Genomic DNA, 24,117 nt, shown 5'->3' with positions numbered 1-24,117 from the left:
ATAAAATGAAAAAGAATTTTGCTTTGGAGGGGTATGATGTTATATTATTTGCTTGCTTTTGTCGTCATTGTCATCGACCAATGGACGAAATGGCTCGTCGTTCGCTATATGGAGTTAGGTGAAAGCATTCCAATTATCGAAAACGTGTTATACATGACGTCGCATCGCAATCGAGGGGCGGCATGGGGCATGTTGCAAGGACAATTTTGGCTGTTTTATGTCATTACAATTGTCGTCGTTGTCGGCATCGTCATATACATTCAACGGTTGCAGCCGACGCAACGACTATTTGGCATCGCGCTTGGACTTATGCTTGGCGGCGCGCTCGGTAACTTTATTGATCGCGTGTTTCGAAAGGAAGTTGTCGATTTTGTGCATACGTATATTTTCAATTATAGCTTTCCGATTTTTAACGTCGCCGATGCAGCATTGACAATCGGTGTTGCGCTCATGTTTATTTATACATGGACCGAAGAAAAACAACGAAAGGGAATGAGCGATGGAGCAAATTCAACTCACGATTGAAGAACAACATGATGGGGAACGCATTGATAAGGTCATTGCCGAATTAAATGAACAATGGTCGCGTTCTCAAGTACAACAATGGTTAAAAGAAGGGCATGTGCTTGTGAACGGCAAAGCAGTAAAACCGAACTACAAATGCCACGTCGACGATGAAGTGGTTATTTCCATTCCTGATCCGGATCCGTTACATGTGGAACCGGAGCCAATTCCGCTTGATATTTATTACGAAGATGCAGATGTAGTCGTCGTCAATAAGCCGCGCGGCATGGTCGTTCATCCAGCGCCAGGGCATATGCGCGGGACGCTCGTTAACGCATTGCTTGCTCATTGTCAAGACCTTTCAGGCATTAACGGCGTATTGCGACCAGGCATCGTTCATCGCATTGATAAAGATACGTCTGGTTTATTAATGGTCGCCAAAAATGATTTGGCGCATGAGTCGCTTGTCAATCAACTTGTCAACAAAACGGTGACGCGCAAATATGTCGCGATCGTTCACGGTGTCATTCCGCACGATTATGGGACAATTGATGCACCGATCGGACGCGATCCACGCGATCGTCAAAGCATGGCCGTTGTTGAAAATGGAAAAGAAGCGGTGACGCATTTTCGCGTCCTCGAACGATTTGACCATTATACGTTTGTGGAGTGTCAACTCGAAACTGGGCGAACGCATCAAATTCGCGTTCATATGAAATATATCGGCTATCCGCTTGCTGGGGATCCGAAATACGGTCCGCGCAAAACGTTACCGATTGACGGACAAGCGCTTCATGCCGGCGTATTAGGGTTTCATCACCCACGCACAGGCGAATATTTGCAGTTTGAAGCCCCGATTCCTCATGAATTCGAACGATTGCTCGATATGTTGCGAAATAATCGTTGACAAACGAAACAAGGAAACGTAAAATAAACTCAAGTGAACAAGGACCTTTAAATTCAGTCCCGTGAGGCTGAGAAGGTGTCGGATTTAGGTGACGTATGCCTACATGTACCCTCTCGCCAAACGGTGAGAGGGTTTTTTGTCTGGAGGTGAAACGATGCAAAAAGCCATTGTATTAGATGAACAATCGATTCGACGTGCGTTGACGCGCATTGCTCACGAAATTATTGAGCGCAATAAAGGGATTGACGGCTGTGTGCTCATCGGCATTAAAACGCGCGGCATTTACTTAGCAAAACGATTAGCCGAACGCATTGAGCAAATTGAAGGAACATCCATTCCTGTTGGTGAGTTAGACATTACGCTATATCGCGATGATTTAACGGTAAAAACAGACGATCGTGAACCGCTTGTGAAAGGAACGGACGTCCCGTTTTCCGTTACGAATCAAAAAGTCATTTTAGTTGATGACGTATTATTTACAGGCCGAACGGTGCGCGCAGCGATGGATGCCGTGATGGATCTTGGGCGTCCGGCGCAAATTCAATTAGCTGTGCTCGTTGATCGCGGTCATCGCGAATTGCCGATTCGCGCCGATTTCGTCGGCAAAAACATTCCGACGTCAAGCTCGGAAATGATCGTCGTTGAGTTAAAAGAAGTAGACGACATCGATCAAGTCAGTATACATGAATAAAGCACCCTTTTTAAAGGCAGTCCAGCGAGGCTGACAAAGGGGATTCGTTTCTCACGCCCTCTTTGTGCCTTCGTACGGACAAAGAGGGTTTTTTATATAAAAGAAAGGGAGAGAGAAGATGAACAAACCAGTATTAGACGTGAAAGATGTCCCTTCTTTTGGGCAGCTTGTTACACTTAGTTTACAACATTTATTTGCGATGTTTGGTGCAACGATTTTAGTGCCATATTTGGTCGGATTAAGTCCAGCGATGGCACTCATTTCAAGCGGACTCGGAACACTCGCCTTTTTAATCGTGACAAAATGGCAAGTCCCTGCTTACCTCGGCTCATCGTTCGCATTTATTACGCCAATTATTGCAGCAAAAGCAGCAGGTGGTCCGGGCGCGGCGATGATCGGAAGCTTTTTAGCGGGACTCGTATATGGCATCGTTGCTTTAGCGATTAAAAAAGCAGGTTATCGTTGGATTATGAATTTACTTCCGCCAATTGTCGTCGGTCCGGTCATTATCGTCATCGGCTTAGGATTAGCAAACGTTGCCGTCAGCATGGCGATGAACGGCCCAGATGGAAAGTATAGCTTGACGCACTTTTCTGTTGCAGTTGTGACGCTTGCTGCGACGATTATGTTTTCGATTTTATCAAGAGGAATGTTTAGCTTAGTACCTGTTTTGATGGGCATTATCGTCGGCTACGTGTACGCGTTAGCTGTCGGCGTTGTAGATTTATCAGGGGTGGCAAAAGCAAAATGGCTTGAGATGCCTGATTTCTTGTTACCGTTCGTTCATTATGACGTGCGTGTGACACTCGATATTGTACTTTTGATGGTGCCTGTGGCCATTGTGACATTATCTGAACATATCGGTCATCAGCTCGTATTAAGCAAAGTCGTTGGGCGCGACTACATTAAAGAGCCGGGGTTACACCGCTCGATTTTCGGTGACGGACTAGCAACGATGATTTCTGCGCTCATCGGTGGTCCGCCAAAGACGACATACGGAGAAAATATCGGTGTATTAGCAATTACGCGCGTATATAGCGTATATGTGTTAGCTGGTGCAGCTGTTCTTGCGATCGCGTTCGGATTTTTAGGAAAAGTGACAGCACTCATTAGCTCGATTCCGACACCGGTCATGGGCGGCGTATCTATCTTATTGTTTGGGATTATCGCCTCTTCTGGTTTGCGTATGCTTGTCGATAGTAAAATCGACTTTGGCGACAAACGAAACTTAGTCATTTCATCTGTTATTCTCGTCATTGGCATCGGGGATGCCGTTGTGAAAGTATCAGAACAATTTGAAGTGCACGGTATGGCGCTTGCGGCAATTACAGGTATCGTGTTAAACCTCATTTTGCCTGGTCGCCCGAAAGTGTCGGATAGCGTATTTGAACAAAAACATGATGTTGCATAACACACCTTTTAAAAGAAGTCCAGCGAGGCTTACAAAGGTGTGCTAGAGGAAATCCGTTCAGCGAAACGGTCTCTTTCCTCATGCTTGTAAACACCTTGCCTCGCTCGGCAAGGTGTTTTTTTACTAAAAAGGAGGAATGTTGCATGAACCATTTACTAACGTTAGCAGAGCTCTCAGTTGATGAAGTGCTTGCCATTTTGCATGAAGCGGAACGATTTGCGAACGGTGAGACGTGGAAAGTCAATAAACAAACGTTTGTCGCCAACTTATTTTTTGAACCGAGCACGCGCACAAAATGTAGTTTTGAAATAGCGGAACGAAAGCTTGGGCTTGAAGTCATTCCGTTTGATGCAGAGATGTCGAGCGTCCAAAAAGGAGAAACGTTGTACGATACGATTCGGACGTTGCAAGCGATCGGAGTAGAAGCCGTCATCGTTCGCCACCCATCCGATCATTACTTTGAATCGCTTCGCGAAACGATTCATATCCCGATCATTAACGCAGGTGACGGATGCGGTCACCATCCAACGCAATCGTTATTAGATTTACTAACGATTCGTCAACAATTTGGCACATTTATCGGGCTAAATGTAGCGATTGTTGGTGATATTCGTCATAGCCGAGTAGCACGCTCTAATGCTGAAATATTAACGAGGCTCGGCGCAAACGTCTTCTTTTGCAGCCCTTCTGAGTGGCAAGATATAACGAATCCGTATGGCACATACGTTGATCTTGACACGGCAGTGAAAGAGGCAGATGTCGTTATGCTTCTTCGCATTCAACATGAGCGGCATGAAGAAAAAATGGGATGGACGAAAGAGCAATATCACGAGCAATACGGATTAACGATCGCGCGGGAAAAACAAATGAAAAACACGAGCATCATTTTGCATCCAGCCCCAGTCAATCGCGACGTCGAAATCGCAAGCGAGCTCGTTGAATGTGAACGTTCACGCATTTTTAAACAAATGGAAAATGGCGTATACGTGCGCATGGCTGTCTTAAAACGGGCATTACAAAAAGGAGGAACGAAACATGGCTATCATTTTCAAACGTGCGCGCTTGCTTAATGAACAAGGAGAGCTGACGTTAGCCGATATAAAAATTGACGACGGGCGCATCGTTCAAATCGCACCTCACATCGCTTCAAGCGATAATGACGAGGTGATCGACGTGTGTGAACAGTTTGTCGCACCAGGATTGATCGACGTACACGTTCATTTACGTGAACCAGGTGGCGAGCATAAAGAAACGATTGCGACAGGCACGCTTGCTGCGGCGAAAGGCGGATTTACAACGATTGCGGCGATGCCAAACACAAAACCTGTTCCTGATACGAAACAACAAATGGAATGGCTCGTTAACCGCATTCGTGAAACCGCGCATGTGCGCGTGTTGCCATACGCTTCAATTACGATACGTCAAGCAGGAAAACAGCTCGTTGATTTTGCCGCCTTAAAAGAAGCAGGAGCGTTTGCGTTTACAGATGATGGCGTTGGCGTGCAAAGTGCGCGCATCATGTATGAGGCGATGCAACAAGCGGCTGCTCTCGATATGCCCATTGTCGCACATTGTGAAGACGAAACGCTCACATATAAAGGATGCGTACATGACGGATCATTTGCAAAACGACATGGGCTTTTAGGCATTCCTTCCGTTTGCGAAGCGGTACATATTGCGCGCGATGTGTTGTTAGCGGAGGCGACGGGATGTCACTACCACGTTTGCCATATCAGTACGAAACAATCGGTGCGCATCGTGCGCGAGGCGAAGCAAGCAGGCATTCGCGTTACTGCCGAAGTGACACCGCATCACTTACTGCTTTGCGATGAAGATATCCATACGTTAGATGCGAACTTTAAAATGAATCCACCATTACGAACAAAGGAAGATCAACAAGCGTTAATCGAAGGATTATTGGATGGAACGATTGATTTTATTGCGACTGACCATGCACCACATACGGAAGAAGAAAAAAGTGAAGGGATGGTGCTTGCCCCATTTGGAATTGTCGGATTAGAAACGGCTTTCCCGCTTTTATATACACATTTTGTTGAAAAAGGAGTATGTACGTTAAAACAGCTCGTTGATTGGCTGTCGAAAAAACCAGCGGAGACGTTTCGTCTCGATGGCGGACAATTAAAAGTTGGCGCAAAAGCAGATTTCGTCGTTATCGATTTACATACCGAACAAGTCATTGATCCTGCGACGTTTGTATCGAAAGGAAAAAATACACCGTTTGTCGGCTGGGCATGTAAAGGATGGCCAACGATGACGATTGTAGATGGAAAAATGGTTTGGCAGAAAGGAAGAGGGGAATGAAACGACAACTTATTTTAGAAGATGGTACACGTTTTGTTGGCGAAGCGTTTGGAAGTGAACGACAAACAGTCGGTGAAGTCGTTTTTAACACAGGAATGACAGGATATCAAGAAATTTTAACGGACCCGTCGTATTGCGGACAAATCGTAACGATGACGTATCCTTTAATCGGAAACTACGGCATCAACCGTGATGATTTCGAATCGATTGAACCGCATGTGTTCGGTTTTATCGTAAAAGAAGCGTGTACATCTCCGTCCAATTGGCGAAGCGAGCTAACGATTGATGAATATTTGCGCATAAAAAACATTCCTGGGTTAGCCGGTGTCGATACACGGAAACTGACGCGCATCATTCGCCAATACGGCACGTTAAAAGGAATGATTTGCGACATGGACGTGTCCGTTTCAGAGGCGATCTCGTATTTAAAAGAAACGGAGCTTGCGCGCGATCAAGTGAAGCGTGTATCGACAAAAAGTGCGTACGCTAGTCCGGGACGCGGTCATCGCGTCGTTTTAATCGACTTTGGCATGAAGCACGGCATTTTGCGTGAGTTAAATAAACGTCATTGTGATGTCATCGTATTGCCGTACAATGCAACGGCCGAAGAAGTATTGCAATGGCATCCCGACGGTGTCATGTTATCGAACGGACCTGGGGATCCGAAAGATGTCCCAGAAGCGATTGACATGATTCAACACATACTTGGTCACGTTCCGCTTTTCGGGATTTGCCTTGGCCATCAACTATTTGCACTCGCTTGCGGGGCGAATACAGAAAAAATGAAGTTCGGCCATCGAGGTTCCAATCACCCTGTGAAACATCTTGAAACAGGAAAAGTAGCAATTACTTCACAAAATCACGGCTATACCGTTACAGAGCAGTCGCTCGTTCATACGCGGCTAGAAGTGACGCACGTCGCATTAAACGACGGAACGATTGAAGGGCTTCGTCATCGCGATGTTCCTGCGTTTACGGTGCAATATCATCCAGAAGCGTCACCAGGTCCAGAAGATGCAAACCATTTATTCGATGATTTTATCGCAATGATTGAACAGTTTAAAAAAGAAAGAGGTGTCGTCCATGCCTAAACGTCAAGATATTGAAACGATTCTTGTCATCGGTTCTGGACCGATCGTCATCGGGCAAGCAGCAGAATTTGATTATGCAGGGACGCAAGCTTGTTTAGCATTAAAAGAAGAAGGGTATAAAGTTATTCTCGTTAACTCCAATCCGGCAACGATTATGACCGATACACAAATTGCCGACAAAGTGTACATGGAGCCGTTAACGCTCGAATTTGTCGCGCGCGTCATTCGGAAAGAGCGTCCCGATGCCATTTTGCCGACGCTCGGTGGACAGACGGGATTAAACTTAGCGGTCGAATTAGCAAAAGCAGGAGTGCTCCAAGAGTGTGGTGTTGAAATTCTCGGTACGAAATTAGAAGCGATTGAAAAAGCAGAAGACCGCGAACAATTTCGTGCGCTTATGAACGAGCTTGGCGAACCTGTGCCAGAAAGCGCGATCGTTCATAGTTTACAAGAAGCGTATGCATTCGTTGCACAAATCGGATATCCAGTCATCGTTCGTCCTGCGTTTACGCTCGGTGGAACAGGCGGAGGCATTTGTACGAACGAAGCAGAGCTTGTCGACATCGTCTCAAGCGGTTTAAAAATGAGCCCTGTGCATCAATGTTTACTAGAAAAAAGTATCGCAGGCTATAAAGAAATTGAATACGAAGTGATGCGCGATGCGAAAGACAATGCGATCGTCGTCTGCAATATGGAAAATATCGATCCCGTCGGCATTCATACGGGCGATTCCATCGTCGTCGCTCCGAGCCAAACGTTAAGCGATCGCGAATATCAACTGTTGCGAAACGCCTCGCTGCGCATTATTCGCGCGCTCGGCATCGAAGGGGGATGCAACGTCCAGCTTGCTCTTGATCCGTACAGCTTCCGATACTATGTCATCGAAGTAAACCCGCGCGTCAGTCGCTCATCGGCGCTTGCATCTAAAGCGACGGGGTATCCGATTGCCAAACTCGCCGCAAAAATCGCGGTTGGCTTAACGCTGGATGAAATGATGAATCCGGTCACAGGAAAAACGTATGCTTGCTTTGAACCAACGCTTGATTACGTCGTCACAAAGATTCCGCGCTTTCCGTTTGACAAATTCGAATCAGCGAACCGTCATCTCGGCACACAAATGAAAGCGACAGGGGAAGTGATGGCGATCGGGCGCACGTTTGAAGAGTCGCTATTAAAAGCAGTACGCTCGCTTGAAACGAACGTCTATCATTTGGAATTAAAAGAACAAGTCGATGATGCGCTGCTACAAAAACGTATTCGAAAAGCGGGTGATGAACGGTTATTTTACATTGCAGAAGCGTTTCGCCGCGGCGTAACGGTCGAACAAGTGCATGCATGGAGTCAAATCGATCCGTTCTTTTTAACGAAAATCGCAAGTATCGTACAGTACGAAGCCGTTTTACACAAACATGTTGGCGATATCGAAGTACTAAAAAAAGCGAAAGAAATGGGCTTTTCCGATGTAGCAATTGCGAAATATTGGGAGATGACCGAACGCGATGTGTATGAGATGCGTAAGCGCGCCCAAATCACACCTGTATATAAAATGGTTGATACGTGCGCGGCGGAATTTGAATCCGAAACGCCGTATTATTACAGCACGTACGAAGAAGAAAACGAATCCATTGTCACACCGCGTGAAAGTGTCGTCGTCCTCGGCTCTGGTCCGATTCGTATTGGACAAGGAATTGAGTTTGACTACGCGACCGTTCATTGTGTATGGGCGATTAAAGAAGCGGGATATGAAGCGATTATTATTAACAACAATCCAGAAACAGTTTCAACCGACTTTAGCATTTCCGATAAGCTATACTTTGAACCATTAACGATTGAAGATGTGATGCACGTCATCGATTTAGAACAACCGATTGGCGTCATCGTCCAATTTGGTGGACAAACAGCGATTAACTTAGCCGCCGAATTAGCCGCACGTGGCGTTCGCATTCTCGGCACATCGCTTGAAGATTTAGATCGCGCCGAAAATCGCGACAAATTTGAACGGACGCTTGCGCAACTAGGCATTCCACAGCCGAAAGGAAAAACAGCGTTTTCCGTTGAAGAGGCGGTACGCATCGCTGAAGACATCGGCTATCCTGTTCTCGTGCGCCCGTCGTATGTGCTCGGTGGTCGAGCGATGGAAATCGTGTATAAGGAAGAAGAACTACTACATTATATGGAGCATGCGGTGAAAGTCAATCCGCAACATCCCGTATTAATTGACCGTTATTTAATTGGAAAAGAAATTGAAGTCGACGCCATTTCCGATGGGGAAGATGTGTTTATCCCAGGTATTATGGAGCATATTGAACGCGCTGGCGTCCATTCCGGCGATTCGATCGCCGTCTATCCGCCACAAACGTTAACGAAAGACATTAAGCAGAAAATTGTTGACTATACGATTGCGCTTGCGAAAGGATTGCGTATCGTCGGGTTGTTAAACATTCAGTTCGTACTATATGACGGTGACGTGTACGTGTTAGAAGTGAATCCACGTTCAAGCCGCACCGTTCCATTTTTAAGTAAAATTACGAACGTACCGATGGCAAATATCGCAACAAAAGTCATTTTAGGCGCAAAGTTAAACGAGCTTGGTTACTACACCGAATTAAAAGAAGAAAGCGACGGTGTATATGTGAAAGCCCCTGTCTTTTCGTTTGCGAAATTGCGCAACGTCGATATTTCGCTCGGACCAGAAATGAAATCGACAGGTGAAGTCATCGGAAAAGATGAAACGTTTGCGAAGGCGCTTTATAAAGCGCTTGTCGCTTCAGGCATTCACATTCGGCCGTACGGGGCAGTTTTATTGACTGTTGCCGATAAAGATAAAGAGGAGGCGATTGACATCGCGCGTCGCTTTTACAATATTGGCTATCAGTTGCTGGCGACAACGGGCACAGCGCAAACGTTACGGGAAGCGAACATTCCGGTAACAGTCGTCAATAAAATTCATACCAGCTCACCAAACATTCTTGATGTGATTCGTCAAGGCAAAGCGCAAGTCGTCATTAACACATTAACAAAAGGAAAAGAAACGGAAAGCGACGGCTTCCGCATTCGTCGCGAGGCAGTCGAAAATGGCATTCCGTGTTTAACGTCGCTCGATACGGCGAAAGCGATGCTTCTCGTTTTAGAAGCGATGACGTTTTCGACAATGGCGATGACGGAAAAGAAGGTGAATGTATGAAGGAGAATATGACGATCATCTCCAACCGTCAAATCGCAACAGGCATTTATGAATTGACGCTTGCTGGTTCACTCGTTCAGCGCATGCATACGCCTGGGCAATTTGTGCACGTCAAAGTGGGGGATCGCGAACCGTTATTAAGACGTCCACTCAGTCTTTGCGACATCAATCACGAAGCGGGAGAATGTACGATCATTTACCGTGCGGAAGGGGCAGGCACGACGCTCCTTTCGCAAAAATTGCCCGGCGACACGGTCGATGTGCTCGGTCCGCTCGGAAACGGTTTCTCGGTTTCGGCGCTGTCAAGCGGACAACGCGCACTTCTTGTCGGTGGGGGAATCGGTGTGCCACCGTTATATGAATTGGCAAAACAACTAGTGAACAAAGGAGTATTTGTGACGATTGTGCTTGGCTTTCAAACGAAAGATGTCGTATTTTACGAGGAGCGATTCGCATCGTTTGGCGGGACGTACGTTGCGACCGTAGACGGCTCGTACGGCATGAAAGGATTTGTCACCGATGTTATTCAACATCACGCCCTTTCGTTTCATGTGTTATATGCGTGCGGACCGAAGCCGATGCTACGGGCGCTCGCAAACGAGTTTCCACATCAAGACGTATATTTGTCGCTCGAAGAACGAATGGGTTGTGGCGTCGGTGCTTGTTTTGCATGCGTATGCCGCGTGCCGCATAGCGAAACAGCATATAAAAAAGTGTGTAGCGACGGTCCGGTATTTCGGGCGGGGGAGGTCGTGTTATGAATCGGTTAGCAGTAGAGTTGCCAGGACTTTCATTAAAAAATCCGATTATGCCTGCCTCAGGTTGTTTCGGATTCGGCCGAGAATACGCGAAATTTTACGACTTAAGCGTCCTCGGAGCAATGATGATTAAAGCGACGACGCTTGACGCGCGCTTCGGCAATCCGACGCCACGTGTTGCTGAGACACCAAGCGGCATGTTAAATGCGATCGGACTGCAAAACCCCGGGGTTGATTATGTGCTTGCTGAGGAGCTACCTTGGTTAGCGCAATATGATGTACCAATTATCGCCAATATTGCTGGCTCAACGGTGGAAGAATATGTGGAAGTCGCCAAGCGCATCTCGAAAGCGCCAAACGTTCATGCGCTCGAGTTAAATATTTCATGCCCGAACGTGAAAAAGGGTGGTATCGCATTCGGAACAGTTCCAGAAATCGCTGCAGAGTTGACGCGGGCGGTAAAAGAAGAGTCTGCTGTGCCTGTGTATGTGAAACTATCGCCAAATGTGACCAATATCGTCGCGATGGCGAAAGCGGTTGAACAAGCGGGAGCGGACGGATTAACGATGATTAATACGTTAGTTGGCATGCGCATTGACGTCAAAACAGCGAAGCCGATTTTAGCGAACGGAACAGGCGGATTATCTGGCCCAGCCATTAAGCCAATTGCGATTCGGATGATTTATGAAGTAAGCCAAGCGGTATCGCTTCCGATTATCGGCATGGGCGGCATTCAAAGCGCGGAAGATGTCATCGAGTTTTTTTATGCCGGTGCAAGCGCTGTGGCGATCGGCACAGCGAACTTTATCGACCCGTACGTTTGTCCGCATATTATTCACGATTTGCCACCGCTTTTAGATGAACTTGGCATTCAACACATTTCGGAATGTACGGGAAGGAGCTGGAACAATGGACAAACCGTTTATTGTGGCACTTGATTTTTCATCAAAGGAGGAAGTGTGGTCGTTTTTACAACCATTTTCCGATACGTCGCTCTTTTTAAAAGTCGGCATGGAGCTATATTTTCAAGAAGGTCCAGCGCTCATCGACAAATTAAAACAGCGCGGACATGATATTTTTTTAGATTTAAAGCTTCATGACATTCCGCATACAGTGAAGAAAGCGATGAAAGGGTTGGCGAAATTAGGCGTCGATTTAGTAAACGTTCATGCATCGGGAGGAAGCGCGATGATGCGCGCGGCGATCGAAGGATTAGAAGAGGGAACACCACACGGGATGAGCCGTCCGTGTTGCATTGCTGTGACGCAACTGACGAGCACAAGCGAACGAATGCTTCACGATGAATTGTTGATCGACCGGACGATGAACGAAACGGTACTTCATTACGCCACGCTTGCCTATAATAGTGGGCTTGACGGCGTCGTTTGTTCCGCAAAAGAAGTGCCGTTTCTTCGCGCATCACTTGGCGCATCGTTCATCACTGTCACCCCAGGCATTCGTTTTGCGGATGATCAAGCGGACGATCAAGTGCGCGTTGTAACACCGCATGAGGCGAAACAGCTTGGGACAAATTATATCGTCATCGGACGAAGCATCACAAAAGCCCAAAATCCATATGCGGCATATGAGCGGCTAAAACGAGAGTGGGATGGTGGACAATGATGAATAAAGAAATCGCAAAACAATTGCTTTCGATTGGCGCGGTGTCGTTAAGCCCAAACGAACCGTTTACGTGGTCTTCAGGCATACAATCGCCCATTTATTGCGACAATCGGTTGACGTTAGCGTACCCAACGACGAGACGAATGATTGCTGATGAACTAACCGCACTTATTCGCACGCATTTTCCAACCGTTCACGTCGTTGCTGGCACGGCCACCGCAGGCATTCCGCATGCGGCATGGGTGAGCGAACGGTTGAATATGCCGATGTGCTACGTGCGCAGCCAAGCGAAAGGATACGGAAAAGGAAAGCAAATTGAAGGGAAAGTAGAACAGGGACAACACGTCGTCGTCATTGAAGATTTAATTTCAACAGGTGGCAGTTCACTAAATGCCGTGCGCGTTTTGCGCGAAGCAGGATGCCATGTGCTTGGCGTCGTTGCGATTTTTACATACGGATTAGAAAAAGGAAAACGAGCATTTCAGCAAGAACAAGTCCCATACTACACCGTGACCGATTACGATGCGCTCATCGAAACAGCGACGGAACTTGGCATCATCACCGAAGAAGAGCGGGTCACGTTACATCATTGGCGTGAACAGTTAGAAGCATAAAAACGAGGGTGTCCAACGAGCGACACCCTTTTTGATCTAATTATTTGGTAGAAATGGCGTTTGTTTTTAAATAGTGGATATCGTTTGCTTGTTGAATCGAACGGAGTGATAACGCTTGTAGGATCGTTTCTTGATGCGCTATTTTCTCAAACCCTTCTTCCATTTGTTGCGACAACTGTTCGATTTGCTGTTTCATGGCTGGAATTTCTTGAACATGCAACTCAACAACAGTCATTCGTTCCATTAATTGACCAACCATCTCCCGAATCGCTGGCACAAGCGCCACATCTTCTTTTGTGGCCATTGTCTGTTCAATATGCTCCACTCGATGTTCAAGCGTACGCATACCAACTTGCAGTGCTACAACATCGTCTTTCGTCGCCATGCGCTGTTCGATGCTCGCGATATCGTCTTTTGTTGCCATGCGCTGTTCGATGCTCGCGATATCGTCTTTTGTTGCCATGCGCTGTTCGATGCTTGCGATATCGTCTTTCGTCGCCATGCGCTGTTCGATGCTCGCGATATCGTCTTTTGTTGCCATGCGCTGTTCGATGCTTGCGATATCGTCTTTCGTCGCCATCGTCTGTTCGATGTGATTGACGCGGCTTTCTAATGCACGAATATCATCTTTCAACATAGCGACGTCTTCTTTTGTTGCCATGTTTGCACGCAAAAATGCCAGCTCATCAAAAATGCGCTGCAACAACTGCTCCATCTCATTCACCTCCTTTTTTCCGCCTATATTATATCATGATTCGACAAAAAGAAGAGAGATTGGACAGAACATACGACAAAAAATTTTTGAGTCATCACCACAACATGTACTTGACAAGCAATACGGTTTCCTGTATAAAGATGTGCAAAAATCATTGATTTACTGATTTTTCCTCGCAACCGTAAATAGGGTATGTTCAGAAAAAAATCAAGTACAACCTTTGGTGAAGAGCCTATTTTATAGATCTTCGCTACAAGTTGTAAATGAAAAAACCCGCCTATCTAGACGGGTTTTTTCATCCTCACCACCATCTCCTCATCCGGCGTGACGTAGATCGTTTGTTGGTTTTCGTAGATGACGAAACCAGGCTTTGCCCCGCTCGGTTTTTTAACGTAGCGGATGCGCGTGTAGTCGACCGGAACGGAGCTGGAGTGGCGCGCTTTGCTGAAGTAAGCGGCTAAGTGGGCAGCTTCGATGATCGTTTGTTCTGATGGTTTTTTGCTTTTAATGACGACGTGCGAGCCAGGGATGTCTTTCGTATGAAGCCAAATGTCGTCTTTGCTTGCGAATTTGTTCGTTAAATAGTCGTTTTGTTTATTGTTTTTGCCGACGAAAATTTCTGTTCCGTCGCTTGATACGTAGCGTTCGAGTTCGATTGTGCGCGGCTTTTGTTTTTTCTGTTTTGTTGCTTTCGCGCGCAAATAGCCTTGTTCGATTAACTCGTCGCGAATGTCGTCAATGTCTTTCGGTGATGCCGTTTCAAGCTGTTGCAACAGCGTATCGAAATATATGATTTCTTCTTTCGTCCGCTCGATTTGTTCCTGCACGATGGAAAGCGAATTTTTCGCTTTTTGGTATTTTTGAAAATAGCTTTGTGCATTTTCTGACGGCGATTTTTGTTGATCAAGCGGAATGGTGATTGTGGCACCGTTTTCGTCATAATAGTTGACGACTTCGATTTCGCTCATTCCTCGCTTCATAGCATAAAGATTTGCGGTCAACAATTCCCCATATAGCCGATATTGTTCCGCCTGTCTTGCTTCTTCAAGCGTTTGTTGAAGTTTCAACAGCTTTTTTTCATTTTTCGCTTTTTCGTTCGCGACAAATCGTTCTAAATCGTGCGCTTGTTGTTTCACGCGATCGCGTTCTGCTTTGCCGAAATAAAAACGGTCAAGCATCTCGCTTAACGTAGCAAAATGTTTTCCTTCCCCTTCGATATGGGTAAGCGGCAACGCGTAAAAGATGTCTTTTGTCCCGTTTGTATATATACATGGAGCAAATTTCTCGTTTCGCACATCTTCCATAAGCGTGATAAAACTTTTCGGCAACGTCGCTCGGTTAGCAAGCCCTGCCCGATGAACAGCTTCGCGCGCAAACAGGGGGGAAATGCCCATAAATGTCGCAATGAGTTGATCGGCTAATTTTCCGGAGAGAAAATCAATTTTTTTTAACACCGTCTCTTCCGTCGCGTGAAGCGGATTTATTTTGTCGTGTGATGGCGGTGCAATGTAAGGCGTCCCTGGTAGCACCGTTCGGTAGCGATTCACAGCAGGTGAGAGATGTTTGACGCTATCGATGATTGTGTTCGTCTGTTCATCGACGAGAATGATGTTGCTGTGGCGCCCCATAATTTCGATAATCAGCTGTTTCGTGCATACATCGCCAAGCTCATTTCTTGCTTTCACGTGAATGATCATAATGCGATCAAAATCGACTTGCGTAATCGCCTCGATGACGCCCCCTTCCATATGTTTGCGCAAAAGCATACAAAACATCGGCGGTTCAGGCGGGTTGTCGTACGTCTCATTTGTTAAATGAACGCGAGCGTAAGTCGGATGTGCACATAATAACAATTTATAGTTACGTCCGTACAAGCGAACATGAAATACTAATTCATATGAAGATGGTTGATAAATTTTAGAAATACGCCCCCCGACAAGCGTTCGTTGTAATTCTTTTGTCATCGCATATGTAAATACTCCATCAAACGACATGGAAAACACCTTTCTCTTTTTTCTTTTCATTATACCATATCATTTTTTTGTACATGCCTGAATAAGCTGTCATAGATAAGATAAGCGGAAGGGGGAAAGAAATGAGCTGGCACGGACTGCGTGTTGAACAAGTCGAACAACAAGTAAACACAACAATCGGTTTCGGATTAACGGAAAAAGAAGCGAAAAAGCGATTAAAACAATTTGGAAAAAATGAGCTGTCAGAAGAAAAAAAGCCGTCTGCGTTCAAACAATTTATCGGACAGTTTCAAGATTTTATGGTGCTCGTCTTATTGGCGGCAACGGCGATTTCTGCCGTATTAGGGGAATACATCGATGCGATCGCCATCGTAGCGATTGTGATCATTAACGCATGCTTAGGATTTATACAAGAGCGCCGAGCGGAAAAGTCGCTTGAGGCGTTAAAAAAACTATCTGCCCCTGAATCGCTCGTTTTGCGTGAAGGTGAATGGATGAAAGTGCCGTCCGCCGACCTTGTCGTTGGCGATATTGTTAAATTTACAAGCGGTGATCGCATCGGGGCTGATGTTCGCATCGTGGAAGCGAAAGGGCTGTATATCGAAGAATCGTCTTTGACAGGGGAGTCGCTTCCTGTTGAAAAACAGACGGCGCCACTTGCGCCAGACGTTCCGTTAGGCGATCGTACAAACATGGCGTTTATGGGGACGCTTGTGACAAAAGGAAGCGGGATTGGGATCGTTGTGGCGACAGGAATGCATACAGCGATGGGGCAAATTGCTCATTTAATCCAGTCGGCGCCAACGATGACGACACCGTTGCAGCGGAAGCTCGAACAGCTCGGCAAAATTTTAATCGTCATCGCTTTAGCGCTCACAGCGCTCGTTGTCGTGCTTGGCGTATGGCAAGGACATGCGGTATACGACATGTTTTTAGCCGGTGTGTCGCTTGCGGTCGCCGCCATTCCAGAAGGGTTGCCAGCGATCGTCACCGTTGTATTGGCGCTCGGTGTCCAACGAATGATGAAGCGAAACGCCATCGTGCGCAAACTGCCGGCCGTTGAAACGCTCGGTTGTGCCTCTGTCATTTGTTCTGATAAAACAGGAACGATGACGGAAAATCAAATGACCGTCACGCACGTATGGGTGAATAACCAGTTATGGACAGTAAGCGGGACGGGCTATGAACCGAAAGGAACGTTTTTATATAACGGCAAACAAGAAAGAATAGACACATCGTTGCAACAAATGTTACTGTTCGGTGCTTTATGCAATCATGCCGTGCTGAAGAAAAAAGGCAGAACATATATGATTGACGGCGACCCGACTGAAGGTGCACTCGTTGTCGCGGCAGCGAAAGCCGGATGGACAAAAGAAAAAATCGCCGCTGAGTTTACGATTGAACATGAATTTCCGTTTGATTCGACGCGCAAAATGATGACGGTCATCGTGAAAGATCGCGCGAGTCGGCGCTTTATTGTCACAAAAGGTGCGCCAGATATGTTGCTAGAACGTTGTCGTTTCATATATATCGACGGTCAGGCGAAACTTATGCGCGACCAAGAGCGGAAACTGGTGCAACAAACCGTCAATACGCTCGCCTCCCAAGCGTTGCGAACGATTGCGATCGCGTATCGTCCACTTCCGCTTACCGAAGCGATCAACGATGAAACGAAAGCGGAAAGCGACTTAACGTTTATCGGTTTACAAGGGATGATCGACCCGCCTCGAAAAGAAGTGAAACAAGCGATAGCCGAATGTAAAAAAGCAGGCATTAAAACAGTGATGATTACAGGGGACCATATTTTAACGGCGAAAGCGATTGCCCAACAACTGCACATGTTGCCGCCAAACGGAAAAGTGATGGATGGAAAGACGTTATCACAGCTGTCTGTCGATGAATTAGAAGACGTTGTGGAAGATGTGTATGTTTTTGCGCGCGTATCGCCAGAACATAAACTAAAAATCGTACAAGCGTTACAAAAAAGAGGACATATTGTCGCAATGACAGGCGATGGCGTCAACGATGCTCCGGCCATTAAAACAGCAAACATCGGCATCGCGATGGGAGTGACAGGAACAGACGTATCGAAAGAAGCTGCTTCGCTCGTTTTGTTAGACGATAACTTCGCGACGATTAAAGCCGCCATTGAAGAAGGACGAAACATTTACGAAAACATTCGCAAATTTATTCGCTATTTGCTTGCCTCGAACGTCGGGGAAATTTTAGTCATGTTATTTGCGATGATATTGGCGCTCCCTCTCCCGCTTGTACCGATTCAAATTTTATGGGTGAATCTCGTCACAGACGGACTACCTGCCATGGCGCTCGGATTAGACCCAGCCGAAGAAAACGTCATGAAACGGCCGCCGCGTCATCCGAAAGAGGGGGTTTTCGCCAGAGGGCTCGGCTGGAAAATCATTAGTCGCGGTTTTTTAATCGGCATAGTGACGTTGATCGCTTTTCTCGTCGTGCATACGAGACATCCGGAAAACTTAACGTATGCGCAGACGGTCGCCTTTGCGACACTCGTGCTCGCTCAACTCATTCACGTATTTGATTGCCGAAGCGAACGATCGGTGTTTGACCGCAATCCGTTTGAAAATATGTATTTAGTGCTCGCTGTGTTGTCGTCACTTTTATTGTTGCTTGTCGTCATTTACTATCCGCCGTTACAGCCGATTTTCCATACCGTTTCGCTGCCACTGACCGATTGGTTGTTGATTGTTGGCTTATCGGCTATTCCGACATTTTTACTGGCAGGTTCACTATTTACTCGCCGCCGTTCATGAAATGTTTTCGCCATATAGTGATATATGCTATAATGAGGGAAGGTAATGGAGCGAATCTATTACCTTCTTTTATTGTCGATAACACATAATGGATGTGAGAGTATGATCGTAAGTATGACAGGATTTGGACGGGGAAAAAAAGAAGGCGAAAACGTAAGCATTACGGTGGAAATGAAATCAGTCAATCACCGTTTTTGTGAAATTTCGATCCGCATGCCTAGACAGTGGATGATGTTTGAAGATAAAATAAAAAGAGTCATTACCGAACATATTGCACGTGGACGTGTCGAAGTGTTTATTACAATTGAAGGAGAACAGCTCGTTGAACGAACGCTTCACGTCGATTGGCAGCTTGTTGATGCGTATTACCGAATGCTTACCGATGTGCGTCGTCGCTTTCATTTTGCCGATGATGTATCGCTTCGAGATGTTGTACATATGCTGTCGGATGCGGTTGAAATGACGGAACAGCCGATCGAAAACGATGCGCTTCTTTCTTTACTTTTAGAAGCGACAAAAGAAGCGGTTGAACAGCTAAAATATATGCGCGAACAAGAAGGAAAAGCGCTATTAGCAGATATGCTTACACAACTTGAGACGATCGAAAAAAGTGTGCGTCGCATTGAACAGCTTGCACCAACGGTCGTCGCTTCTTATCGCGATCGCATACATAAACGAGTGCATGAATTTGTGCAAGGCATCGTCGATGAACAACGGCTATTGACGGAAGTCGCTCTATTTGCGGAAAAAGTCGATATTCATGAAGAATTAAAACGCATATATAGCCATATCGAGCAATTCCGTCGCATCGTTTCCGAAGGAGGATCTGTCGGACGAAAGCTCGACTTTCTCGTCCAAGAACTCAATCGCGAAATGAATACGATCGGTTCTAAAGCAAACGATAGCCACATCGCCTCTGAAGTCGTTAACATGAAAAGCGCCCTTGAAAAAATTAAAGAACAAGTGCAAAATGTGGAGTAGTTTGTTTATTATAGAAGGGTAGGGATGAACGTGAAAGAACGAGGGTTACTAATCGTTTTATCAGGACCGTCCGGTGTCGGAAAAGGGACGGTGCGAAAAGCTTTATTTTCACAACCAGATATTCAATTGCAATATTCCATTTCTGTCACAACGCGCAAACCGCGCGAAGGGGAAGTCGATGGCGTCGATTACTTTTTTAAAACGCGTGAACAGTTTGAAAAAATGATTCGTGAAAATGAGCTGTTAGAATGGGCAGAATATGTCGGGAACTACTACGGCACGCCAATTGCGTACGTGGAAAAAACGTTGCAAGAGGGAAAAGACGTCTTTTTAGAAATTGAAGTGCAAGGAGCGATGCAAGTTCGCAAAGTGTTCCCAGAGGCGCTCTTTATTTTCCTCGCTCCGCCAAGCTTAAGCGAATTGCGTAAACGAATTGAAATGCGCGGAACGGAATCAGAAGACTTAATTCGCGATCGTTTACAAGCGGCGAAAGAAGAATTAGAAATGATGGATGCATACGATTACGTTGTCGAAAACGATCAAGTAGAACTGGCATGCGAGCGCATTAAAGCGATTGTCATGGCGGAACATTGCCGACGTGAACGCGTGGCACAACGATATAAAAAGATGTTGGAGGTGGAGTAATATGTTATATCCTTCCATTGACTTGCTTATTACAAAACTCGATTCAAAATATACGCTCGTCACAGTTGCGGCGAAGCGCGCCCGCCAATTGCAAGTGAAAAATGACTTAACGATCGAAAAACCTGTGTCGAAAAAATTTGTCGGCAAAGCGTTAGAAGAAATTGCAGCGGGTCATATTGAAGTCGTTAGCGAAGAAGAAGCAGCGCAATAAACTATTTACGACAACCTAGTTTTTAGGTTGTTATTTTTTTACAAATACCGAACGAAAGGGGCAACGTCGATGCTTCAGCAAAAAAACATTTTATTATGTGTTACAGGGGGCATTGCTGTATATAAAGCAGCAGCGCTTACAAGCAAACTTGTGCAAGCGGGGGCGAATGTCAAAGTCGTCATGACGGAAGCTGCTTGCCAATTTGTTACACCTCTTACGTTTCAAGCGTTATCAAAAAATGAAGTATACATTGATACATTCGATGAAAAAAAGCCGAATGTCATTGCACACATTGATTTAGCTGATTGGGCACATGTCGTACTCGTTGCCCCTGCGACTGCAAACACGATCGCAAAGCTTGCGCATGGTTTAGCTGACAATATGGTGACAACGATTTTGCTTGCGACAAAAGCACCGGTGTGGCTTGCACCAGCGATGAACGTTCATATGTATGAGCATCCAGCCGTCCAACAAAATATGCGCGCGTTGCAATCGTTCGGTTATCGTTTCATTGAGCCAGCGGAAGGGATGCTTGCGTGTGGTTACGTTGGAAAAGGACGATTAGAAGAACCAGAAACGATCGTCACGTTGCTTGAACAACATTTTGCAACAAATCGCATATTAAAAGGAAAAAAAGTGTTAGTAACCGCTGGTCCAACACGTGAAAAACTTGACCCTGTCCGCTTTTTCAGCAATCATTCGACTGGAAAAATGGGCTATGCACTCGCAGAAGCCGCGCGTGATTTCGGTGCGAATGTCGTTCTTATTTCGGGTCCGACAACGCTTCCTAGCCCTGCGGGTGTACAGACGATTCGCGTTGAAAGTGCGCAAGACATGTACGAAGAAGTGATGAACCATTTTCACGATAGCGATATCGTCATTAAAACAGCAGCAGTGGCCGATTATCGTCCGAAATATGTTGCCGACAATAAAATAAAAAAGCAACAAGGGGACTATACGGTCGTTTTAGAACGAACGATCGATATTTTACAAACGCTCGGTGAACAAAAAACACATCAATTTTTAGTCGGTTTTGCGGCAGAGACGAACGATGTTGAACGATATGCAAAAGATAAGCTGGCACGCAAAAATGCAGATATGATCGTTGCAAATAACGTCGTGCAAGAAGGGGCGGGATTCGGGACGGATACAAACATTGTGACGCTATTGAAACGGGACGGAACCGTTAAACATCTCCCACTTTTACCGAAGTCGGAAGTGGCAAAAGAAATTTTACGTGAAGTTCATCGTGAAATTGAGGGACGCGTATGACAATTGCTTCTGTCATTGTTGATATTCCAGCTAGTCAAACGGATCGCCCGTTTGATTATATCATCCCGCCTGAGCTCGTTGGCGTCGTACAAGCAGGTATGCGCGTCGTCGTGCCATTTGGCACTAGACTTCTACAAGGATTTGTCATAGAAGTCAAAGAAACGACGGATATGTCTATCGAGCAACTAAAGCCGATTCATTCCCTTTTTGATGTTGTTCCTGTATTAAACGAGGAATTACTTCAATTAGGGAGATGGCTAACTGAAACGACACTCTGTTTCATGGTATCTGCCTTTCAAGCGATGTTACCTGCCGCGATGAAAGCGAAATATGAGAAGGATATTCGGCTCATCGAACAGCATATGCCGCTCGTCCACGAAAACGTGCGCGCGCTGTTTCGTGACCGTCTCATCATCCCATGGAGCGAGGTTGAACAAACGCCATACGTGCGCCTATTGCAAAAAGAAATTGCAAATGGTCATATTGAAGTCGTTTACCGAGTTGAAGAAAAAGGAAAAATAAAAACAGAAAAATGGGTCGAATTATGTGCAAATGACGAACACGTCACCCATGCACTCGCATCACTTTCAACGCGCGCAATCAAACAAAAGCAAGTGCTCGAACATTTGTTGACAGCACGAGCTTTGCCTTTAAAACAGTTGTTGAGCGAAACAAATAGCACATGGGCAACTGTTCAAGCGCTCATCAAAAAACAACTTGTCGCTGTGAAAGAAAAAGAAATATATCGTGACCCGTATGCGAATCGCTCATTTCCAAAAACAAAACCGCTCGCCCTAACAGATGAACAATGCCAAGCATTGCATGCGATCGGACAAGCCATTGAACAAAACGTACACGATGTTTTTTTAATGTACGGTGTCACAGGAAGTGGGAAAACAGAAGTATATATGCAAGCGATTGACCTTGTCTTAAAAAAAGGAAAAGAAGCAATTGTGCTCGTACCTGAAATTTCATTAACGCCACAAATGGTCAGACGGTTTAAAGAACGATTTGGCTCCAAGGTAGCTGTTCTTCATAGCGGATTATCACTCGGAGAAAAGTATGATGAATGGCGGAAAATTCAACGAAAAGAAGTGCAGCTCGTCGTTGGCGCTCGCTCCGCCATTTTCGCCCCGTTTGAAAACATCGGTATCATCATTATTGATGAAGAGCATGAAACGAGCTATAAACAAGAAGAATCGCCTCGCTATCATGCCCGTGACGTTGCTATTTTTCGCGGCTGTTATCATCGTTGTCCGGTTGTACTTGGCAGCGCTACGCCATCACTTGAATCGTTTGCGCGCGCGAAAAAAGGGGTATATAAGCAAGTCACGTTAACGAGACGAATGAACGATCATGCCCTTCCACCTGTTGAAATTGTCGATATGCGTGAAGAACTGCGTGCAGGGAACCGTTCGATGTTTTCCCGCCTTTTATTTGAAAAATTAACGGAACGTTTACAAAAAGGGGAACAATCTGTTTTGTTTTTAAATCGTCGTGGCTATTCATCTTTTGTCATGTGTCGCGATTGCGGTCACGTCATTCAATGCCCACATTGTGATATTTCGCTCACATATCATCGGGTGCAACAGCAACTGAAATGTCATTATTGTGGATACGAACAGCGCATGTCTTCGCATTGTCCTGCTTGTCAAAGTGAACATATTCGCTTTTTCGGAACAGGAACACAAAAAGTAGAAGAAGAATTAACAAAGCTTTTACCTCATGCGCGCGTTATTCGCATGGACGTCGATACGACGAGTCGAAAAGGGGCGCACGAACGGCTGTTAAACGAGTTTGGGGAAGGAAAAGCGGACATTTTACTCGGTACGCAAATGATTGCGAAAGGGCTTGATTTTCCGAACGTCACATTAGTTGGCGTATTAGCGGCAGACACGATGCTTCATGTCCCTGACTTTCGGGCGGCAGAAAAAACGTTTCAGCTATTAACGCAAGTAAGCGGCCGAGCGGGGCGGCATCATTTGCCGGGAGAAGTCGTTATTCAAACGTATACACCTGAACATTACAGTATTCAACTAGCAGCCGATCATCATTTTGAAGCATTTTATGAGCGCGAAATGATCACCCGAAAAAAACACGGGTATCCACCGTTTTATTATTTAACGCTCATTACGGTTTCGCATGTCGATGCGCTGAAAGGAATAAGCATCGCTGAAAAAATCGCTGCACATGTGAAAAAGCATTTGTCTGCTGAAGCGGTCGTATTAGGACCCGTTGCTTCGCCAATTGCGCGCATGAACGATAGATATCGTTACCAATGCATGATAAAATACAAGCGGGAACCGAACTTAACGACAGCGCTCCGCACAATTGTCGAACATTATCAGCGCGAGATGGTGCGTGGCGATGTGACGATTACAATTGATTTAAATCCATATATGATGATGTAAATAAGGGAGGAA

General features: G+C 45.9%; 20 protein-coding genes. 18 read left to right on the top strand and 2 right to left on the bottom strand.

The features are described from left to right. The first annotated feature begins 33 nt into the window (after positions 1-33). The 12 genes from lspA (at position 34) to pyrE (ending at position 13,105) form a co-directional block, all read left to right on the top strand. Entirely contained in the window at positions 34-525 is a 492-nt protein-coding gene (gene lspA / locus CS060_RS00675) for a signal peptidase II (RefSeq protein WP_099668585.1), read from the top strand. After that, positions 500-1,411, top strand: coding sequence for an RluA family pseudouridine synthase (locus tag CS060_RS00670; RefSeq protein WP_035046594.1), 912 nt, complete (start codon positions 500-502; stop codon positions 1,409-1,411). Before lspA ends, CS060_RS00670 begins: the two co-directional genes overlap by 26 nt. Before the next feature lie 154 nt (positions 1,412-1,565). Continuing rightward, on the top strand, positions 1,566-2,102 hold the full coding sequence (pyrR, locus tag CS060_RS00665) for a bifunctional pyr operon transcriptional regulator/uracil phosphoribosyltransferase PyrR (protein ID WP_035046627.1): 537 nt from the start codon (positions 1,566-1,568) through the stop codon (positions 2,100-2,102). Between the two features lie 118 nt (positions 2,103-2,220). Next, positions 2,221-3,513 (top strand): solute carrier family 23 protein, encoded by a 1,293-nt coding sequence (locus CS060_RS00660; protein ID WP_035046596.1) that lies wholly within the window; start codon positions 2,221-2,223, stop codon positions 3,511-3,513. 143 nt (positions 3,514-3,656) lie between these two features. Then, the gene (locus tag CS060_RS00655) at positions 3,657-4,583 is read left to right on the top strand and encodes an aspartate carbamoyltransferase catalytic subunit (protein WP_099668584.1); all 927 of its coding nucleotides are present in this window, start codon (positions 3,657-3,659) and stop codon (positions 4,581-4,583) included. Beyond that, positions 4,549-5,835 carry a dihydroorotase gene (pyrC, locus tag CS060_RS00650; protein ID WP_035046600.1) on the top strand — a complete coding sequence of 429 codons (1,287 nt, stop codon included), beginning with the start codon at positions 4,549-4,551 and terminating at the stop codon, positions 5,833-5,835. Before CS060_RS00655 ends, pyrC begins: the two co-directional genes overlap by 35 nt. Beyond that, the gene (locus CS060_RS00645; RefSeq protein WP_035046601.1) at positions 5,832-6,926 is read left to right on the top strand and encodes a carbamoyl phosphate synthase small subunit; all 1,095 of its coding nucleotides are present in this window, start codon (positions 5,832-5,834) and stop codon (positions 6,924-6,926) included. The genes pyrC and CS060_RS00645 overlap by 4 nt, the downstream gene beginning before the upstream one ends. Next, the gene (gene carB, locus CS060_RS00640; RefSeq protein ID WP_035046603.1) at positions 6,919-10,110 is read left to right on the top strand and encodes a carbamoyl-phosphate synthase large subunit; all 3,192 of its coding nucleotides are present in this window, start codon (positions 6,919-6,921) and stop codon (positions 10,108-10,110) included. Before CS060_RS00645 ends, carB begins: the two co-directional genes overlap by 8 nt. Continuing rightward, a complete protein-coding gene (locus CS060_RS00635; RefSeq protein ID WP_035046605.1) occupies positions 10,107-10,871 on the top strand; it encodes a dihydroorotate dehydrogenase electron transfer subunit in 765 nt (254 codons plus the stop codon). The genes carB and CS060_RS00635 overlap by 4 nt, the downstream gene beginning before the upstream one ends. Continuing rightward, positions 10,868-11,806: a dihydroorotate dehydrogenase gene (locus CS060_RS00630; protein WP_035046611.1), complete on the top strand. Its 939-nt coding sequence runs from the start codon at positions 10,868-10,870 to the stop codon at positions 11,804-11,806. The genes CS060_RS00635 and CS060_RS00630 overlap by 4 nt, the downstream gene beginning before the upstream one ends. Further along, positions 11,778-12,491: an orotidine-5'-phosphate decarboxylase gene (gene pyrF / locus CS060_RS00625; protein ID WP_099668583.1), complete on the top strand. Its 714-nt coding sequence runs from the start codon at positions 11,778-11,780 to the stop codon at positions 12,489-12,491. Before CS060_RS00630 ends, pyrF begins: the two co-directional genes overlap by 29 nt. After that, positions 12,491-13,105 (top strand): orotate phosphoribosyltransferase, encoded by a 615-nt coding sequence (gene pyrE, locus CS060_RS00620; protein WP_035046629.1) that lies wholly within the window; start codon positions 12,491-12,493, stop codon positions 13,103-13,105. Before pyrF ends, pyrE begins: the two co-directional genes overlap by 1 nt. A 40-nt stretch (positions 13,106-13,145) precedes the next feature. On the opposite strand, the gene CS060_RS00615 is transcribed toward pyrE, so the two are convergent. Together CS060_RS00615 and CS060_RS00610 are read right to left on the bottom strand one after the other, a co-directional pair. After that, positions 13,146-13,820: a hypothetical protein gene (locus tag CS060_RS00615; RefSeq protein WP_099668582.1), complete on the bottom strand. Its 675-nt coding sequence runs from the start codon at positions 13,818-13,820 to the stop codon at positions 13,146-13,148. A gap of 281 nt (positions 13,821-14,101) precedes the next feature. After that, positions 14,102-15,814, bottom strand: a complete 1,713-nt coding sequence (locus CS060_RS00610) for an Rqc2 family fibronectin-binding protein (protein WP_035046615.1) — start codon at positions 15,812-15,814, stop codon at positions 14,102-14,104. Between the two features lie 101 nt (positions 15,815-15,915). Here CS060_RS00610 and CS060_RS00605 point away from each other — a divergent pair, with 101 nt between their 5' ends. The 6 genes from CS060_RS00605 (at position 15,916) to priA (ending at position 24,105) form a co-directional block, all read left to right on the top strand. Further along, positions 15,916-18,585 (top strand): calcium-transporting P-type ATPase, PMR1-type, encoded by a 2,670-nt coding sequence (locus tag CS060_RS00605; protein ID WP_035046617.1) that lies wholly within the window; start codon positions 15,916-15,918, stop codon positions 18,583-18,585. 102 nt (positions 18,586-18,687) lie between these two features. Continuing rightward, entirely contained in the window at positions 18,688-19,566 is an 879-nt protein-coding gene (locus CS060_RS00600; protein WP_099668581.1) for a YicC/YloC family endoribonuclease, read from the top strand. 24 nt (positions 19,567-19,590) lie between these two features. Continuing rightward, positions 19,591-20,211: a guanylate kinase gene (gene gmk, locus CS060_RS00595; protein WP_180271030.1), complete on the top strand. Its 621-nt coding sequence runs from the start codon at positions 19,591-19,593 to the stop codon at positions 20,209-20,211. A 1-nt stretch (position 20,212) separates the two neighbouring features. Continuing rightward, a complete protein-coding gene (gene rpoZ / locus CS060_RS00590; RefSeq protein ID WP_021094260.1) occupies positions 20,213-20,422 on the top strand; it encodes a DNA-directed RNA polymerase subunit omega in 210 nt (69 codons plus the stop codon). 69 nt (positions 20,423-20,491) lie between these two features. Then, positions 20,492-21,694: a bifunctional phosphopantothenoylcysteine decarboxylase/phosphopantothenate--cysteine ligase CoaBC gene (gene coaBC, locus CS060_RS00585; RefSeq protein ID WP_099668580.1), complete on the top strand. Its 1,203-nt coding sequence runs from the start codon at positions 20,492-20,494 to the stop codon at positions 21,692-21,694. Next, positions 21,691-24,105, top strand: coding sequence for a primosomal protein N' (gene priA / locus CS060_RS00580; RefSeq protein WP_099668579.1), 2,415 nt, complete (start codon positions 21,691-21,693; stop codon positions 24,103-24,105). The genes coaBC and priA overlap by 4 nt, the downstream gene beginning before the upstream one ends. The last annotated feature ends 12 nt before the right edge of the window (positions 24,106-24,117 follow it).

It is taken from the genome of Anoxybacillus flavithermus, assembly GCF_002742685.1.
GTDB lineage: Bacteria > Bacillota > Bacilli > Bacillales > Anoxybacillaceae > Anoxybacillus > Anoxybacillus flavithermus_E.
Note: the sequence above shows the minus strand (reverse complement) of the source record. Positions and strands in the feature narration are given on the sequence as shown.